We start from the raw sequence: 19,242 nt of genomic DNA, 5'->3' as shown, positions 1-19,242 counted from the left end.
AATATTGTGATAGGATCATGCTACCAATATATTAATAAAAAAGTAAGTTAATGTTTTGTTACAGTTATGTTGTTGCAATATTATCATTATAATACAAAGTGTTAAATCTAGTTAAAACAACTTAACCGCTACACTCAGCCCTTCTCTTGTTGGTAGGATGGTTGCGTTATATTTCGTCTTATCCGCCAGCCGTTCGTTAAACTCCCGCATATTCCGCCATCTGCTAGCGGGGATATTCTCCGGTGGAATTTCAGATGATGTATTGCCACCAAGTAGAGTGTTATCTGCCACTATCAGCCCGCCCTTACGAATATTTTCTTCTGCCCAGTCAAGATAGGCAGGGTAACTTATTTTGTCAGCGTCAATAAATGCCATATCAAAAGGGGCTTTGGCTGATAATTCGGGCAGGACTTTATGTGCATCTCCAGCCAATTGGGTTATACGGTCATCACACTCGCAGCGGGCAAAGAAGCCATCAGCCATTTTTACGTGTTCGGGGTCTTTATTGATCGCGTATAAATGACCATCATCCGGTAAAGCCCGTGCCATCCAGATAGCGGAATATCCAGCGAGAGTTCCGATCTCAACAATAGTTTTTGTGCCATGTAGAGCGATAAGCAATTGTAGTATCCGACCTTCCTGCGCGCTGATATTTATCGCCATGTCACGCTTTATCAACTCCTCATTTATCTCGGAGAGCAGTTCGTCTTGCGGTGCGTAGAGACTTTCTATATATTGAAAGTCACGAGAGGAAATATTACTGTTACGGGACATATTGGTGAGTTTTTATAAATGTTAGACTTAAAAACGAATAATCAACTGCAAGATAATATATCCGGCACTGAGGAAAAGGAAGTTTTTTCTCTGTCAGTTACAGGTAGGCAGTGGAAATTAGCGAATGTTGATGAGAATATGGCGATTTCTATCGCTAGAGAACATGAAATTCCTGATCTTGTAGCGAGAATATTGGTAAGTCGTGGTATTGCGGTGGATGATGTAGCTGATTTCTTAAATCCAACCTTACGTAATATGTTGCCAGACCCGTCTCATCTTCTGGATATGGATAGGGCGGTAAAAAGGATATGTGACGCTATTATAGCTAAAGAAAAAATAGCGGTGTTTGGTGATTATGATGTGGATGGGGCTACTTCATCCGCTTTGCTTAATCGTTATTTTAGGGCGGTAGGCATACCAGCGATTATATATATACCAGACCGAATGAAGGAAGGGTACGGACCCAATACCGAAGCGCTTCTAAAATTGAGAGGTCAGGGTGTGTCATTGGTAATAACGGTTGATTGTGGGACTATGTCTTTTGAGCCGCTTAAGGCGGCAAAAGATGCTGGGCTTGATGTAATAGTGGTTGATCACCATATGGGAGAAGCAAGAAAACCAGAAGCGGTGGCTGTCGTAAACCCAAACCGTCTGGATGAAACATCACCACACGGGCAGCTTGCCGCTGTCGGGGTAACGTTTTTATTGCTGGTGGCAATGAATCGTGAGTTAAGAAATAGGAATTTTTTTGCCAATAATAATATTCAGCAGCCAGATATAAAACAATGGCTGGATATAGTAGCGCTCGGCACTATATGTGACGTGGTTCCGCTTACCAGAGTTAATAGGGCGTTGGTAGCGCAGGGGCTTAAAGTGATGGCTATTCGTCGTAATATTGGAATATCAACATTACTTGATATGGCGGGATGTGAGGAAAAACCGAATAGTTATTCCTGTGGCTTCATAATAGGTCCACGTATAAACGCTGGTGGCAGGGTAGGGAGGTCTGACTTAGGAGTTAGAATAGTTTCAACTGAGGATAGTGTGGAAGCGGCTAAAATCGCTGTAGAGCTAGAACAATATAATTCAGAGCGTAAAGCCATAGAAGAGATGGTTCTTGAGCAGGCAATGCTTCAAGCGGAAAAAATAGATGATAACACGCCATCACTTATGGTTTACGGAAAGGATTGGCATATTGGGGTAATCGGCATTGTCGCCGGAAGGCTTAAAGAACGTTTTAATAAACCGGTAGCGGTTATTTCTATAACAGATGGTGTTGGTAAGGCGTCCGCTCGCTCGGTATCTGGGGTTGATTTTGGCGCGACAGTAATTGCCGCGCTTGAAGCAGGTTTATTAGTGGCCGGTGGTGGACACGCTATGGCAGCAGGATTTACTGTGGTGGAAAATAAAATTCAGGATCTTTCCACGTTTTTTAATGAACGTATAGGAAGGCAGCTTAAAAACTCTCCACTTGTTCGTAGCCTCACGCTTGATGGTATAGTTGATATTAGTGGCGTAACTGTTGATCTGCTAGAAAATCTTGAGCATCTAGCACCGTTTGGTCAAGCGAATCCACAAGTTCGTATAGGCATAAGACAAGTAACCAATTTCAAGTCAGATATTGTTGGCGAAAAACACGTAAAAACCATGTTTCTTGATAAGATAAGTAATAAACGATTATCTGCGATAGCTTTCCGTTGTGTTGGCAGCGATCTTGGCGATGCTTTACTTTCCTCGCAAGGAAAAATAGTAGATGTCGCCGGACAATTACGGCTCAATAGCTGGAACGGTAGACAAACACCAAATATGACCATAGATGATATAGTAATTTATTAAAATTGTTTATATTTGAGATAATAAGGGTATTCGCCGTACATTTAGACAGTTTATAATAATATATTAATATTTTGTTATTTAGTTCTTGATATAACTATTGTAATTATTTTTTATATAGGGATGATTAGTAATGAAAGAAGCTTGCGAAGATAACAAAAAATCCGGTGACAGTCACGTTTGTCTTCATCATCGCTGCCACGAGGATTTGATGGAATATTGGAATAAACTACGTGGAAATAGGCAGTTTCCAGCGGAGAATGAAATAGAACCATCTGACATAGCTGATATATGGGATTATTGCTTCTTAATAAGTCTTGACGATGTGGTAAAAAGGATAGGTTATCGCTATAGCTATATGGGTAAGGAATTAGTTGATGCTTTTGGTGATGATCCAAATAACCCTGATATGGCACTTCGTCTTCTTTCAACCACAAAAGTTCCTAGTCTGAAAAAAATAGAAGAAGTTCTTGATAAAAAGCAGCCAGTTATTGATGAGGGTGAATTTGTAAACGCTCATAAAATGGAAGTACGGTATAGAACTTGCATTGTACCTCTTGGTTATGAAGACGGGCAGGTCGCGCATCTATTTGGCGTAATGCGCTGGAAGGCATATTAAATTTTTAGCTTTTTCCTGTACCCCTTCTGTAAAAAATTAACAGAATTTTGGTGTGGGTGATATGAACAATACAACAAGCTCATTTGAGGAATTAATTATACCAAGAAAAGATATAGGTATCTCTTCTGGGGTGATTTATCGTGTTTATAAAGACAGAACTAATTTTAAGGTAGTAGAGGCTCTTTCCGCGTTGGATGCTATCGCTCAAAGTAAAGTAAAAAATCCTTATAAAGTTGAGCGTACTGATAAGATGGCAAATAGCATAATTCAATTGAATCAGGTTTTTGATATAGAAGATGATGATATGGAAATAGGTAAAGGAGCGGAAGATAATATAGCTGAACATAACGCACAAGAAGTAAACGTGGAAGCGACTGAAGACATTGTAGAAGAACAACAATCTGAAATAGTGAGTGAAAGCTCTGAAGTGGCGGTCGTACCTGATGAAAATGCTCCTCTAAATAATGATGACGTTGAAAGACTACTAAATAATTAGACGGTGGCGTTATTGTCTTTATTGTTAGTAACAGGTGGTTTCTTATGTTTGTTATTATGTTGCTTAAATGGCCAGATGATCTGCCCAATAAATGATTCTGGTATATCAGAGCCAAGTACACCGTATTTTTCTGGTAGCTTACCTTCTGGCATATAAAATGTACCAAACATTATATCAAGCAACGGGAAAGTAGGAGCGAAGTTCTTATCTAGCCCCTCTTTCTGTGTGGTATGATGCCAGCGATGAAATACCGGACTGGCAAACACATACCTAAAAGGTCCAAATGTCCAGTTAAGATTAGCGTGCACCATAAAAGAATACATCATGTTAAAGCCACCCATAACCGCTATTGACGCTGGAGAAAAGCCAATCAATAACATAAAAACATTTACCAGAGTAAAAGTACTCCAAACATTGATAGGGTGGAAGCGGTAGGCCGAAAGCCAGTCAACTTCTTTTGGCGAGTGATGGATAGCGTGCCATTTCCACAACTCGGGTGAATGGAAAATTCTATGTCCCCAATATAACAAAAAATCTGATGTGATAAAAACTATAGTAGCCTGTATATATAACGGTAGGGTGGAAAAATATCCATAACCATTAGCCAGATAATTATGAATTTCTTCCTGCGGAACGTCATGGAATATTATACCAAATCCTGATAATAAAAAAATCACGAATACATATTTCGTCATTATGGGCAGAACTGTACTATATAATATATCAGTTATTATACCGCCACGTAATATTTTTTGACTTTTATTGCAGGGGAAAATAATAGACAAAGCGGTAAATAATATAAACGCCCCAGTCAATATCCATAATTTATCAGCTATAAAATTGATAATATCATCCATATAACCATTATATGTCATAAATAGTAAAATTTTACTTTAACAAAAGGCTAATTTAAGAAGAGCTATTTGCTCTAAGGGATGTAGTCGCGAAAGGATTACCTCCTCTAAACCTTCTACTAAAGCTGCCTATACCTCCAGACATGGCCGAAACAGGGTTAGCTAGTGTAGAAAGGCTAGTACTAGCTTGTGATATCTGCACTGCTATTTGCATAATTACAGAATTAAATCTATTTGCCATTTCCGCGATTAAGAAGAAAGTAAATAACGCTAGCATGTTTATTGGTGATTTGTCTGCCAGTTCCCATCCTTTAGTGTTTGGCTGCCAACCAGCTGCTGTAAAATCCATGAATCTCCAGTAAGAAAAACCAAATGGTGTTCCTCGCCAACCCTCAGGGAATTCACTAAAACACACATTAGCTTGCATTACATTATCAAGTGCTCCTTCCATTAATCTTACAAAGAATATGAAGAATATAAAGAGAAGTATTGGTTGTATCATTGAGCTTACTAACTGTGCTATCCAGCCATCAAATATATGTCTAGTACGTTGAAATAAAATTGTTGGAATGAATATTGGCGCAAGACCAAATAATAATGTTCTAAGAACCATAGCCATTACGAACACCCATAAAGCGGTCATCATCGCGCGTAAGAATGACAAAATCGCTATAAATAATATTATAGCAAGTATAAATCCAAAAAATGGATAAAGAGCTGTTGCCATTAATATAACGAACATTTTTGGAGAGAGTATTTTGGCAAGAGCGCTATCAAGTACCGAAAACATACTTATGCTTTGCATGGGATTCCAGTTGAAGAAGGCGCCAGATCCACTGGAATTTGTGATAAAGCCTATTATATCCTCAGTGCCATTTTCAAAGAAATTTATTACATAATTGTTGAAAAAAAGGTATGATGATGGGCTAAGAAGAGCTGCTATTATGCCAAGTTTTACAATACGTATTAAAAAATCGTTCAATTTAAGTTGAATCATACCTGTCATGAATAATATTCCGTATATGGTAATGAATAATACTATGGCCGCATTAATAGATAGCTGATAATCTATAGAGGTGTATATAGCTAGGTAAATTCTAGCGCTAGCCGCTGTTAATTTACTCCTTATACCGAGTATAACATCTTGAACCATTGTGCTATTTAGTACCTTAAAATCATCAGTAATTTTTCCATCTACGTCCGCACTACATAGATTCTGAGCATAGGAATCATATGGTATAAGACATATACCCACTGTAAAAAATAGAGCTATAATCATTAAATGTTTTTTTATTTTTAACATAATACTACCATACTTTAATAAGTTAACGTGCGCCACCTCTAAATATTTGCGCAACCGGACTAGTTACATTTACCACACCTGTTGTAACACCTCTTGTAAGCTCACGGGCGACTTCAGGTATAATAGTTACAATTGAGGTCATTAAAGTTGAGATGATAAGCAATAATATAAGTTGGTTTAGTACATCTTTTTTTATTGATTCATCAGCAAGACCACAATCAATTTTACCGACCATAATAGGGCTATAATTTGTAAAGTTGCCAAAATTTGAAACATTTGTTGTTTGTACAGCAGAGGTATCAACTTGTGATTTGGCACAGAAAAGTTGTCCTACCGGACAGGCTAGACTATTTTTAGTAAGAATATCACTAGATACGGTATATGAAGGTGTAACTGGTTGATTGGCATGCCAGCATTTTTTCATATAATTATCACCAAGTAGGAAAAATATGTTGTCTATAATCTCAGTAAACGCGGATGGAGCTTGTGTTACTGCTGGAACAGCAGGCAGACCAAGCTGACCTGCTGCGGGAGCTATAGCTGCTTGTGGTGCTTGCGCGGGGGTGGGGTTAAGGAATATACTTAAGAAAGAGAACATAAGTAGTGGTAATATCAAACTATACAGATATAGATCTAGTAACTTCCAAGCGAAATTCTGCGTGTAGCCAAATAATAAGAATGGCACTATAATCGGAATTATTAATATTATAAACGCTATAGTAAGAAATGATGAGAGATATAGATAAACAACCTGTATAACAAACATAGTGATACTAAATAATACAAATAGTCCGATTATAGTAAGCATTATCCCAAAATTTTTGGCGAATACTGAGCCATGTAGTAGCCCCATTATCCCATCTTTTAAGTCTATTTGATTTCCTAATGAATCTCGTCCAAATCCCATTAATTTTTCAAAGAAGTAATCAATATTAGTCCATGGAAAGCCGGGGGCGGGATTCGCCACCGTAACCACCTCATCAAAAATCTGGAGCATAGTGGTATGAAACCAAGATAGGCTGTTTACTATCATTATAACTACACCTATTTTTATCAAAAGTGATATAGCTCTCCCGCCAAGCGCTGGAGTCGCTCCGAGCATGGATATTCCAAGAATAGCTATAGCAAGCGCTATAAGCGCTGGATAAAGCCACTGAGCTAGATTTGATATACGGTTCAACAGATTAGGAATAGAATTTTCTATTGGATCTCTAAAACATTTAACTATTTGCCAAGTAAATTGTAAGCCATTAGTTAAATCTTTATCCTCACAATTGAATGTTGTGTTAGGAGCGAGATTAAATAAATCAACATTATCATCAGCGTCAACTGCTACGGAAAAAACCGGATAAGACTGCAAAGTGACAAACATCACAGAAAATATTAATATAATTATATTTAAAATTTTCTTCTTCATCTCGCGCTCGTAAAAAATCTGCTGCCCGGAGGTCGTAAATTACCTACACCAAGAGTTGGCATTCTACCAACATGACCCATTGAGGCAGAGCCTATGTATGGTATATAACCAATTAGAGAATAGAATACATACATAACCAGTGCTGCCATAATAAACCCAAGAAATACAGATTCTAAATAATCTTGATAAAATTTTTCTTCGTCTTGTTGGGTAATTACGGCGGCAAATCCAGCTGGATCAGCGGCTATCGCCATCTTTTTCCAATCAATGACTGTAATTGGAATTCCTATTTCAAAGAAACTCAAAGGATTTATCCCACCATATCCAAATATATCATTGTGTTTTTCTCCTTGTATGCCTTGAGTAGCTGTTTCTTCTTTCTTAAGAAATTGAAAGCCATCATTTATAGAAGCTTGCTTAATATCAACTTTTATGTCATCTTTAGCCAGTAATTTTTCGGTATATCCTCCTTTTTGATTGATCCAATTTCCTAGCTTGTAATTGGGGTCGGTAAGAACGTCACCTCTAGATATTATAAAATACAGAGAATGCTGACCATGTAGAATTGTGACATTAAAAGCCACCAGAAACATAACCAAATAGGCGAAAAGAAATATTGGTTGAATGATAAAAGTAAGCATTAGTCTCAACCATCCCTCAAACATGTGTTTTGTAGACGAGAAAAGTATTGTTGGGATGAACATAGGAGATATTATCACCATAAATGATATAGCTATGTACGCTATAATAAAAATATAGACAACACGGGCAATGGCGAATAAAGCGGAGAGCACCATATATACTCCTATTAATCCAATAAATAGCCCCATTGAACCTGAAAATAGTGCTGAAACCGCGAGTCCAAGTATTCCAGAGCTTATGGTAAGTGGAGAGAATATTCCGCCAACGAATACCTCAATATAACAGTCTAATATATGCCATACTTCCATTATTTGCTGTTCGCTGGCAGCAAAATTGGTAGGGACCGCACAATTCGTATCCTGCCACACTCCTATGTTAGAGGCACTGCTTGTCCCTGCTATTGGTGTAGCCATCATATTAAGCAATTGTTCTACTATATCTAATATAGGGTTATAAAGACCGCCAAAATTTCTCAAGAATATAATTATAGCGCCAATTTTCAGCGCCAGTATTATTCCATCTTTAGTAGCGCTTATTCCATTGCCATCAAATAATCTTATCCCGAACAAGGCTATAGCTATAACAAAAACAGCAAGTACGGCACTATCATATATAAATTTGGAAAAAGGAGAGATAATAGCATCAGTCGCGTATGTTATGGTATCTCTAATGCACGGAATCAGGCGTGTTATAAAACCATAATCAATATTCGCGATACCACTTGCTGGGCATACATGCCTTATAAAATTTGGAGGAGGGGGAGCTTGATCAAAATCAGCTGGTGTCTTTACTCCAGTTGCTGGGTCTTCATACATAATTATCGTTGGTGGAGTTGCTGGGATATTATAAGCAAAAGCATAAAACGGCAATATTGAAGAGACAAACGTCACCACAAATAGTAATAAATATGTAGGTATATATTTATATTTTCGCATCTTTAGTCAAAGTTTTTTCTTGTTCAGATTTTACTTCTTTTTGGAAGTGAGGAAGCCAATTTTCAGGAATATCACCGTATTTTTTACGCATTTCATCAGCGATAGCTATAGTTTCAGCTCTAGCTGACAGAATGTTTATAGCCTCACTCATACCCGACAAGTCAATGCGGGCAACTACCACGTCATGACCTTGCTTTACCAGAAAGAATCTACTTCCTGGATCGGTGGTAAGAAGTAGATTGAACTCACGTTCGGTAAGCATAAATGCCGTCCGATAAGCCGATGTAGCTTTAGGATTTGGCAAGAATATCTGGGTTGCTGTTTGCTGAATGAGGGTTTCACTAATTGAGCTATTTGCCGCATCTTCAACGCTTTGGGTGGCAAAAACTACCATACCGTTGAGTTTACGAAGAGTTTTTAGCCAGTCACGTATACGAGAAGCGAATATATTATTATCAATCAATGCCCACGCCTCATCAAGAACTATGATAGTAGGCGTTCCATCAAGCGCTAGATTAATCCTGTGGAATAGATATAGTAAGGTGGGACCAAGACTCATTTTTTCTCTAAGTATTTCACCCATCTCAAATCCAAATGAATTTCCAACCCCAAAATCTATAATATCTTCATCATTGTCAAAAATATTGGCGTAAATTCCAGATGAGTGCCACACCTTAAGACGGCTGGCTATAGTTCCTGGTCCCTCCATGCCAAAGAAAGGGGCTATATTGCGTAGCATCCGGTCTTTTCGTGCCATTTTATAATTACCGGATACTGCTTCGTTTATTCTTTCCATATCCTCAGAGGCTATATCCTCACCATTAGTGGTCACCAGAACTTTTAACCATTCCACAAGAAAGGATCTGTTTTCGGGAGTATCTGGAAGCTTAAGAGGATTAAAACCACAATTGCTTGATGGCTCTATTACACTATATCTACCACCAATAGCTCTTATAAATATCTCCGCGCCGCGATCCTTATCAAAAAAGAAAGTACGGCAATTAAATTTTTGCGCCTGCGCACATAAGAAATTAAGTAGAACTGTTTTACCAGCACCGGTTGGACCTATAATTGTGGTATGACCAACATCGCGCGCGTGAAAATTAAAAAAATATGGGGTTCCAGAGGTGGTTTCAAAAAGTGTGACGGCATTGCCCCAATGATTGCCAGATATTTTTCCGGTAGGATAATTGTGTAAAGACGCGAAAGCTGAAAGATTCATAGTACTTATATCAGAGCCACGCACAGTGTAATCTATGTTTCCTGGTAGCATAGCCCAAAAGGCTTGCTCCATTATAAGCTTCTCACGTACTGGGTTTACACCAATATTAACCAACTCGGCAAGTGCCATAGATAGAGAATGCTCCAATTCTCGTGGACTTTCCTCAAAACATATAACAGATAGTTGATGTGCTCCAAAGGCAACATGCCCACTGGTTGCCATATCAAGAGCGTCACTTATCTCCGCTATTTGTGATATAGCTTTATCCTGCGCGTTAATCATCCGGTTTTGCCAGCGCTGCATGGATTCAATTTTTTGGGTTCTATTAAAGAATCTGTATGATTGTCCTATAATAAATTCAAAAGGCAACTGTAAAAAACCATCAAGCAATCCCGCAGCGGTAGCTGGAGCGTATTCCTTAATAGATATAATGCCAGCGAAACGCTTACGTTCCCCACCGGTAATTTCTATTACACTGCCACCAAAATAAAGCCTATTTGTAGGTAAATAATGTGATAGATCAACGCTGTTACAGCGTATCGGTACACTAAGCCCACCATTTATAATTTTATTTAGGAATTCCATAGGTTCTGAGAATATCCCATGTTCAGTCTCATAGGTTGTAAGTACTCTAGCACCATAATCTTTGAGGGTAGATGTGAAACGAGAAACAGCCTCGGCAAGTTCTTTCTGTGCTTCTCTCATGCTGCGTATCTCAGCTGCTTTATTGTCAGCGGCGGCGGATTTTTTAAATATTTTACTTAATGTAGATATAGCCTTATGTTCTGTCTTTCTTAATACACTTATGTATAGCTCATTTATATATGAATCTTTGTGCTTATGTTTTTCCTTCCATTGTTTGTCTATTTGGGAAGCAAAACCCGGCGGCTGTTTTCCACCTGGATAAGCACCTTGCCGTAACCTTACTGTGTGAAACCATACAGAATAAGCTCCATCGGCCATACTCTTAAGCAACGAATTACGAACCATCTTTTTCATATCTATATCTTCGTCATCCGCTGTCTCAAACGAGAATCCGTCAATTTTAACTATCTGCAAAAATTCCTTTTTCTTGGTAAAAATCGTCTGTTTGTCCCAGTGATACTTGTATGGGATAAATTCAGCGGCTGATACCTCTCTTTTTGTGTACGCAGCTCTTTCCGTTTTTCTTTTTAAGATATTAAGCTTCATGATGTTCCATAAAATCAAAAATATTTCTATACGTTAAACTAGGTATATTTCATTAAAAAGGATCATAAGAGTTATTGTTATTATGAAAATTTTTATTTGTACATTTGAATCCTTTGCTCATTTTAAGTACAAGCATTTCTACGGTTCTTGGTTCTTTTAAGCATAACCAGTAACCAATAACATGTATGATAGGTGCTACAACAAGAGTAAAAACAAAGTTTTGGGTATTAATAAACGCGACAATATTAATAACTGCATTCAGTACAAAATACATGAAACTTACCCCAAGAATCATTGTTGGACGGGTAAGTCCTTGAAATAGCGGATCAGATTGAAGACGACCAGAGCCAGACGAGTTGCTAGACATTAATATCTCCGTTAAAATACACATTAAGTATATGAATTATATGGCAATCTACTTAAAAAACAGTGAATCCATAAACTTACGAGAATTCTAACATAGAAATATGTCAGTTTTGTGTCAGTTAGCTATAAATTTTGTTTTTAGCCCATAAATTAACTAATATATCAAGTCCATCTCTTATCATAACAATATTTTCCTCTATTTTTTGGTATTTATGAGCGCAATTATGCCCAAAGAGCATAGGATATATTCCGCTTACGCTTTTATATTCATTATACACGCACAAATTTAATATCAGCCTATCGTATCCTGATAATTTAAGCCTATTAAGCGCGTTGTTATACTCAGACTCTCTTTCTGAGTTCCAAAGTTCGTTATTATCATTGGATTGTGATATACTCATATCGTAAGAGCGTGACACATCAATAGCTTTAACATTCACTACCCCGTAGCGTAGAGTGTATAGCCAGCGTAGATGTATGGCACACCAATGCTGATATTGATTAATTAACTGTTTTTCAAATAATAAATCAATAGGCTCTTTGGTAATCCCACGTTTTATTTTATTCGCTGTTTCTGGAGTACCTGTGTCTATTTTAGGCCTATCTATTTTCGGACGACCTCTTCTACGAGAAAATCTACAGTTTTTCATATGATTATTTATTGTTTTTAAGTGGTTACGCTATAGAGAAAATCATTGCCATATTACTGGTTTTTTTAGATTTTTTTCTATTTTCTAGAGCAATTTGTTTCTCACGATATTTTTTTCGTTCAAGATAACGCTTGCCTTTCCCAGCCTCCGCTCTCCATCTTTTATTAGAATAAATCGCTATTTTAGCCTTTTTCCTAACATAATTTGGGTTAAGCCCAGCAGATAGACATACATCAATAAAGTCTTTATTATTTTCTGTAAGCCAGCGTATTGCCTCATGTTTATTGTATTGTGATTCCATTTTCTTGCACCTGCTTAAAGCGTCCATTAAAGCTTGGGTTATTACCGCCTTCCATAGGGCTTCCTCACATTTTATATTGCCATAATTACCATCTATCCATGAAGGGTTACCAAGGTTTTTTGATTTTTTATTTTTAATTATCCTCGCTGTAAGCTTGTGTTCCGGTTTGTTTTTATAATTTCCATCATGGTATTCACTACCCATCACTGTAGAAATATTATTATCGTTTGACATATCTATTACCAGCTCGTGTATAAAAAATTAAAAAATTAATTTTTTGTTGTATAAATGGCATATATTAGGAAATATGCAAGTAAAATTTAGGATATATCCTATAAAAATTGCTTAAAAGATTAATTATACTAATTCTACATAATGAAACAATTGGTTAGAAATCTTATAAAATACAGACCATAAATTATTTATAATATGGTTTATGCATACATGTTCAGGAAGGAGAAAATTATAGTGATTTATAATTTCTATAATTAGAAACTACTATAAAAACCACCACTGAAAGTGGCGGTTCTGCACTGCGACTTGTCTCGTCATATCCCTTTAGGGCGAAGACAGAAGCGAGTGTTGAAAATAAAAATATTATATTTATACAATCGTTCCTTCATGCTCATCACCAATAATTTCTTCTATTGGTATAACCGAAAACTCTCTCACTTCCTGAAATGAGATGCTGCCTTTATATCCGGTTAGCTCTCCTATATTATTGTATATTGATATAATATTTTCTTGTACTTCTTTATCTATATTTTTATAGCTACGGATTATCAGGTCAAAATTTATATCGTCATCATCACGCTTGACGAAACCATCCATCTGCATAGCGCCAAGTTGAGTTAAATTTACTTCTAATATAAATCTGGTATCTTCCTCATTTATTTTTCTACCATCTTTTTCTTTTTGTTTATTGTCTCTCTTAGTAAATAAGCGTACCTGTTGCAATTCACCGTCAACGGCTATTGGAAAAAATAGAGACTGCCACTGATGTGACGGTTGCTGTAGGAAATAGCGGCTTAAAGTAGAAAATTCACTCTCAGCGTTTCTTATTAAATCACCATGACCATTATTTTGTAACCACCTATAATTAGCCTCACCTAACCATCTTCTAAAATCACCATCTTTCATTGCCACAACTAAATTAACTATCGGAGATAAGATATTATGCTGATTACCTAGTTGATTTGTGGCATCACCAGATGGATTTCCAATAGTTGGTATATTACTATTTATAAAATTAAGAGCTTCAGCCGAGCTATTACTAAGTAGAAGTGTAAAAATATTACTAAGCGAGCCAGAGCTTCTTGCTAATTGATTAAATGTAAGAGGAGAAGAAGGTGTAGTTACGATTGGTGTTGTCAAATTATCTGTGTTGTTGGCTTCATCAATAGAAAAGAATATCTCGCTACCAACAGGAATATTTATTCCACCCTGAACTCTTATATAACCAATATCTGTGTGTATAACCGTTCCATTATTTGGATGGGTGCTGACAACATTTCCACGTAATTGTCCATTACTAAATTGTTGCTGCGACGGTAAATTATTAGGTCTCTGGTTAAGGTTTATATTCGGGTTATTTCCAGTCACGTTACTTGTCGTCTTATTATCATCAACTTGTACATTAGGAGAACTACGAGAATAAGCGGCGTACGGGGTGATATTTTGTGTCTGTGTAGAGTTCTTGGCGTTTTTATTAGATGGTTGAACAGGTGTGTTCACGGATTTTATGTTACTATCATTTGTTGCCAATTTTGCTTCCGACTCATTGGTTATATTGATATTTTTACTAGTAGGTTGTTCTTGTGCTTTAACCGCTGGTTGATTGGTATTTGTTTGATTATTAGCTTGTATGTTTTTACCTGTTTGAGAAGCGCTCGTGAAACTAGGTGTTTGCTGTAGTATCGCTGTTATTTTTACAGTTACCTCAGCTCCAATATGAAGAGCTTTTCCTGTATTAGCTAATGTGTTTATTACACTATTATTTTGTGTGGATGACTGACTAAGATTACTGGGTTCCGCTATTACGTTTCCTTTTACTGTAGCTATAATTCCCGAATCTAATTTACTAGCGGCGGAAGTAATACCATCAGATATTGTTTGCTGTTGATTAGCATTAGCGGATGGAGAAGGTTTGTTGTTAGAATTACTATTAGCGTTTATAATTACTTCCGGTTCTTGAGTAAGAGATGATTGAGCGGCGGCGATTTCCGGCGGTTGCCCATTCACCGATAATATATGAGCTGTATTATTTCCTGCTATATGCTCAACTCTAATGCTTATCTCACTACCGATTTTAAGAAAAAAATTACTGGAAAAAGTAATGTCACCAGAGCTTGTTCTAAGTATAGGGTTTCCTGATGAGTCACGGTTTATTATGAAGCCACTTATAACCGATCCAGGAGTAAGGCTGTTAAGAGAATTAACAGATTGTTGATTGCCACTAGCGGTATGCTGGCTATGTATTCCCTGAGCCGGTTGAGTTGGTAGTATGGTTATTAATCTTAAATCAGACATAGCGTACGCTGTATACGGTTATATTAATCCTGACCTAACCCTGCATTAGTTTAATTGATATTAAAGCGGCATCACTAGCGGCGGTTGAGTGTGGTGCTTTACTAATGAGAGATTTCTGGCTACGGATACTATCTTTCACCTTGTTATCACGGCGAATGATGCCCATAAGAGGCAGGGTAATACCAAGAAAATTAGAGCAGGCATTATTAATAGCTTGATAGGTAGAGCTTCCATCTTTTTGCGTAGCGGCTTGATTTATCACTATTCCAATTTGTGGAGCTGGTTTTTTTGAGTTAGTTATTTTTATAAAAGCGTAAGCGTCAGTAAGGGAAGTTGGCTCATCAGTAACCACCATAAGACAACGAGAGGCTATAGAAGATAAATACTGTACATGTTGTTCAATTCCAGCTCCAAGATCTATAAGTACAAAATCATAATCATTTTGTAGTCTAAGTAGGGAATCAGCTATTAGCTCCAATTTTTCCATAGGCATTGTCGCAAGAGAGGCTGAACCGGAACGCCCGGCGATTATATCAAAACCACCTTCATCACAGTGTGTTATAATTTCTTTTAGTGAGTATTTACCAGAAAGAATACCACTTAAATCCCGCTTTGGGGTTATGCCAAGCTGAACGTCAACATTAGCAAGACCAATATCACCATCAAATAACAGTACACTTCTTCCTGAGCGAGCGATAAGATGAGCAAGAGTAACGGAAAGCCAAGTTTTCCCAACTCCACCTTTGCCGGAAGCGATTGCCACAAGATTTTTTCTATTAGCGTTATTTATGTTATTTATACTTGTCATAATATTATGATATTACCTAGTTTTTATATTTAAGCAAGATTTGTGCAAGAAGCATGGAATCCATTGGTTGTACTGAGTCCATGAGGCTAGAAGAACGGCTTACATTGCAGAAACTATAACCATGCGCTACCATCGCCGATATTATTCCCCCAAAGCGTTTGGTTTCCTCAGTTTTCGTGATTAATACTCGCCTTATCGGTAGTCCCGCGAAAGCTTCTACAGCATCCACCGTTTCCATACAATCACCACCTGCCGCCAAAGTCAGAACTGGCTCTATTCCCTCTATCTTGGTAAATAGCTTTAATTCCGTAAACTCGTCATGATCATATGGACTACAACCCGCCGTATCAATAACTATACGTGTTCTTGGTGGCGCTTTTTCTATAATATTTTTCAGTTCATTAGCGTTTTCAGCTATTTTAAGCTCAGTGTTAAGTATTGAGGTAAAGGCTTCAAGTTGTTCAATACCACCAGCTCGTTTGGTATCAGTGGTAATTACCGCAAGTGATTGATTATCCATAGCTAGCTTAGTCGCCATCTTAGCTATAGTCAGTGTTTTACCAATTCCTGATGAGCCTATGAGCATGATTTTTATATCATGAGAGGTAAAACGCAACGGATCAAAAACAAAATTTCGCGCGAGCAACCTTTCCAAAGATATACGAAATATATCCTCAGAACCGCGCTTATTTTTTATGAGTTCTATTATATCAGTATCAGAAAGACGTTTTAACATTTTTGTGATAAACATCTCTGGAATATTATGAAAACGCAGAATATTTTTTAGCTCAAATTTTATTTCATCTATTTGCTGATTATATTTAGCGTCGTTATTGTCAGCTATATCTTTATTTATATTTTCTTGATAATTTATAGCTTGAAAATTACTTTCTGACTGTAAGCTATCTTCATCTCTTTGTTCGATAGCGGCGGTAACGGTCACCGAGCTACGGCTTGATTTCGTGTCAGTGGCGAGGATTATCGCGTTATCACCAAGCGTATCCCGAGCCATTTTCATAGCGGTTTGAATATCAGGAGCGGTAAAAGTCTTAAGTCTCATAATATATAATTTAGCAATTAAGTGATTATCATTCCTATAAAAGCCAACTGAATATTAGTTATCGTAGGAATCTCAACTTATAATTGCCCCAGAGTTTTTATTTTTGATTTCGCGTAAATCTCATCTTGAGACATAACGACCGTACTTGGTCTAAAACGTTCCACTATTGAGCGCACATAAGGACGTATCGGTGGGCTGGTAAGTAGAACCGGATTTTCTCCCTGCATAGCGCATTTATCAAATGTTGTCCTTACCAGATTTATAAATTCTTGTATCCGGCTTGGTGCCATAGATAATGACCTATTCTCGTCACTTCCGCTTAAAGCTTCCATAAAGGTCTGCTCCCATGCTGGCGACATCGCTATAATTGGTATATATCCGCCATCTGTAGTTTGGCTATGGCTTATCTGACGATTCAACCTGCTGCGGACATGTTCACTAATAATAGTTGGATTTTGAGTATTACGTGACGCTTCGGCGATAGCCTCTATAGTAGTTGACAGATCACGAATTGACACTTGCTCATTAAGTAAATTTTGCAGAACTCTTTGCACTCCACCAACGCTGATTTGTGACGGTATGGTCTCAGTGATAAGTTTCTGCTGAACCTTCTCAAGCTCATCAAGCAGTTTCTGTGTCTCAGCGTAAGATAATAACTCAGACATATTCTCTTTAATAATCTCAGTAAGATGCGTGGTAATCACTGTCGGAGGATCAACCACCGTGTAATTATTGAACATCGCTTCTTCTTTCATGCCTTCATTAATCCACATTGCCGGAAGACCAAAGGTTGGCTCTACTGTCTCCTCTCCAGCAAGAGATATTTTGCCACCACTTGGATTCATAACTAACAACATATCAGGGCGTATATCACCTCTCGTTGCCTCAATTTCCTTAACTTTAATGGAATAAGTGTTAGGAGGAAGCTGCATATTATCCTGAATACGCACTGACGGTATTACAAAACCAAGTTCACGTGCCATTTGACGACGTAAGGCTTTTATTTGTTCAGTAAGTCTATGCCCCTTTTGGTAATTGATTAGTGGAAGCAAACCATAGCCAAGCTCAAGGCGCAGCGAGTCAATCTGAAGAAAATCAGAATGTTGTTCTTCATCTCCTTTAATATCCTCACCGTCTTTTTTAGGAGCCTCAAGCTGTTTAGGCTTATCTTTTGTTTTTATTAACTCACCGGTTTTCGGGTCTATTTCCTTAGGCTCTTTGAACATTCTATAGGAAAGAAAACCAGTAAGCGCCGCTAGAAATAAAAATGGTGGGGCAGGTATTCCTGGGAGTAGTGCCATCATGAATAAAAAACCGCTGGTAACACCAAGTGAGGCGGGATGGCGACCTAATTGACCAAGTACCGCTTTTTCCGCCGAACCCACAACACCTGACTTAGTAACAAGTATACCAGCGGCGGTTGATACTATAAGAGCCGGAACTTGCGATACCAAACCATCACCAACGGTAAGTGACGTGTAATGATCAAGAGCCTCGCTAAAGGCCAGATCATTTTGTACGACACCGATTATTATTCCGGCGATAAAATTTATAAAGGTGATAAGCAGTCCGGCTATAGCGTCGCCACGCACGAATTTACTGGCACCATCCATAGATCCAAAAAAATTGCTTTCATCCTCAATTTCTTTACGCCTTGCCTTAGCCTCATCCTCAGTTATAAGACCAGCGGAAAGGTCAGCGTCAATCGCCATTTGTTTTCCAGGCATAGAATCAAGAGAGAATCTGGCTGATACTTCAGCGATACGACCGGAACCTTTGGTAATTACCACAAAGTTGATGATAGTAAGTATACCAAATATTATAATACCAATTACTACAGAGCCACCCATAACGTAACCGCCAAAAGCTTGTATCACGTGACCAGCCGCGTCCGTTCCCTCATGCCCGTGCGCTAATATCAATCTAGTTGACGCTATATTAAGCGATAGGCGAAGCATGGTAACTATAAGTAATATAGTAGGAAAAGAACTAAGATGTAGCGGTTTTTCCACAAACAAAACTGTCATCAAAATAATGACCGACAATGTAATGGAAATACCGAGCAAGAAATCTAGAAGCATAGCCGGAAGTGGCAATATCAGAACTATTAATATAGCGATGATACCAACGGCGAAGTAAATGTCACGACGACGGGTGAGGGCGTTTATCTCACTAATCCAATTAGTGCCACCATCAGTTTTTGCCGCTGTTGATTCCGCTTCCGCCATTATTTCATTAAGCT

16 protein-coding genes are annotated in these 19,242 nt (G+C 37.8%); 3 read left to right on the top strand and 13 right to left on the bottom strand.

Annotation, left to right across the window (positions count from 1 at the left end):
- Window positions 1–111 precede the first annotated feature (111 nt).
- On the bottom strand, window positions 112–774 hold the full coding sequence (locus tag R3D71_06835; protein MEZ5691362.1) for an O-methyltransferase: 663 nt from the start codon (window positions 772–774) through the stop codon (window positions 112–114).
- A gap of 18 nt (window positions 775–792) precedes the next feature.
- On the opposite strand from R3D71_06835, the gene recJ reads away from it, so the two are divergent.
- The 3 genes from recJ to R3D71_06820 all read left to right on the top strand — a co-directional run bounded on the left by recJ (window position 793) and on the right by R3D71_06820 (window position 3,722).
- Window positions 793–2,610 (top strand): single-stranded-DNA-specific exonuclease RecJ, encoded by a 1,818-nt coding sequence (recJ, locus tag R3D71_06830; protein ID MEZ5691361.1) that lies wholly within the window; start codon window positions 793–795, stop codon window positions 2,608–2,610.
- A gap of 130 nt (window positions 2,611–2,740) precedes the next feature.
- Complete coding sequence (locus R3D71_06825) at window positions 2,741–3,226, top strand: PAS domain-containing protein (GenBank protein ID MEZ5691360.1); 486 nt, start codon at window positions 2,741–2,743, stop codon at window positions 3,224–3,226.
- A gap of 61 nt (window positions 3,227–3,287) precedes the next feature.
- A complete protein-coding gene (locus tag R3D71_06820) occupies window positions 3,288–3,722 on the top strand; it encodes a hypothetical protein (protein MEZ5691359.1) in 435 nt (144 codons plus the stop codon).
- On the opposite strand, the gene R3D71_06815 is transcribed toward R3D71_06820, so the two are convergent.
- The 12 genes from R3D71_06815 to flhA form a co-directional block, all read right to left on the bottom strand.
- On the bottom strand, window positions 3,719–4,579 hold the full coding sequence (locus tag R3D71_06815; protein MEZ5691358.1) for a sterol desaturase family protein: 861 nt from the start codon (window positions 4,577–4,579) through the stop codon (window positions 3,719–3,721). The genes R3D71_06820 and R3D71_06815 overlap by 4 nt on opposite strands.
- A gap of 52 nt (window positions 4,580–4,631) precedes the next feature.
- A complete protein-coding gene (locus tag R3D71_06810; protein MEZ5691357.1) occupies window positions 4,632–5,879 on the bottom strand; it encodes a type IV secretion system protein in 1,248 nt (415 codons plus the stop codon).
- Between the two features lie 22 nt (window positions 5,880–5,901).
- Window positions 5,902–7,296: a type IV secretion system protein gene (locus R3D71_06805; protein ID MEZ5691356.1), complete on the bottom strand. Its 1,395-nt coding sequence runs from the start codon at window positions 7,294–7,296 to the stop codon at window positions 5,902–5,904.
- Window positions 7,293–8,873 (bottom strand): type IV secretion system protein, encoded by a 1,581-nt coding sequence (locus R3D71_06800; protein ID MEZ5691355.1) that lies wholly within the window; start codon window positions 8,871–8,873, stop codon window positions 7,293–7,295. Before R3D71_06800 ends, R3D71_06805 begins: the two co-directional genes overlap by 4 nt.
- A complete protein-coding gene (locus R3D71_06795) occupies window positions 8,860–11,286 on the bottom strand; it encodes a VirB4 family type IV secretion/conjugal transfer ATPase (protein MEZ5691354.1) in 2,427 nt (808 codons plus the stop codon). Before R3D71_06795 ends, R3D71_06800 begins: the two co-directional genes overlap by 14 nt.
- Window positions 11,287–11,338: 52 nt before the next feature.
- Entirely contained in the window at window positions 11,339–11,653 is a 315-nt protein-coding gene (locus tag R3D71_06790) for a VirB3 family type IV secretion system protein (protein ID MEZ5691353.1), read from the bottom strand.
- Window positions 11,654–11,771: 118 nt separating this feature from the next.
- Window positions 11,772–12,302 carry a hypothetical protein gene (locus R3D71_06785; GenBank protein ID MEZ5691352.1) on the bottom strand — a complete coding sequence of 177 codons (531 nt, stop codon included), beginning with the start codon at window positions 12,300–12,302 and terminating at the stop codon, window positions 11,772–11,774.
- 25 nt (window positions 12,303–12,327) lie between these two features.
- A complete protein-coding gene (locus R3D71_06780) occupies window positions 12,328–12,837 on the bottom strand; it encodes a hypothetical protein (protein MEZ5691351.1) in 510 nt (169 codons plus the stop codon).
- A 369-nt stretch (window positions 12,838–13,206) separates the two neighbouring features.
- Entirely contained in the window at window positions 13,207–15,132 is a 1,926-nt protein-coding gene (locus R3D71_06775) for a hypothetical protein (protein ID MEZ5691350.1), read from the bottom strand.
- Between the two features lie 34 nt (window positions 15,133–15,166).
- A complete protein-coding gene (locus R3D71_06770) occupies window positions 15,167–15,940 on the bottom strand; it encodes a MinD/ParA family protein (protein ID MEZ5691349.1) in 774 nt (257 codons plus the stop codon).
- 16 nt (window positions 15,941–15,956) lie between these two features.
- Window positions 15,957–17,000 carry a hypothetical protein gene (locus R3D71_06765; GenBank protein MEZ5691348.1) on the bottom strand — a complete coding sequence of 348 codons (1,044 nt, stop codon included), beginning with the start codon at window positions 16,998–17,000 and terminating at the stop codon, window positions 15,957–15,959.
- A 77-nt stretch (window positions 17,001–17,077) separates the two neighbouring features.
- Window positions 17,078–19,228: a flagellar biosynthesis protein FlhA gene (gene flhA / locus R3D71_06760; GenBank protein MEZ5691347.1), complete on the bottom strand. Its 2,151-nt coding sequence runs from the start codon at window positions 19,226–19,228 to the stop codon at window positions 17,078–17,080.
- Window positions 19,229–19,242 lie beyond the last annotated feature (14 nt).

It is taken from the genome of Rickettsiales bacterium, assembly GCA_041396965.1.
Taxonomy (GTDB): Bacteria; Pseudomonadota; Alphaproteobacteria; order Rickettsiales; family SXRF01; genus SXRF01.
The sequence above is the reverse complement of the archived record's forward strand: the minus strand, read 5'-3'. Positions and strand labels throughout refer to the sequence as shown.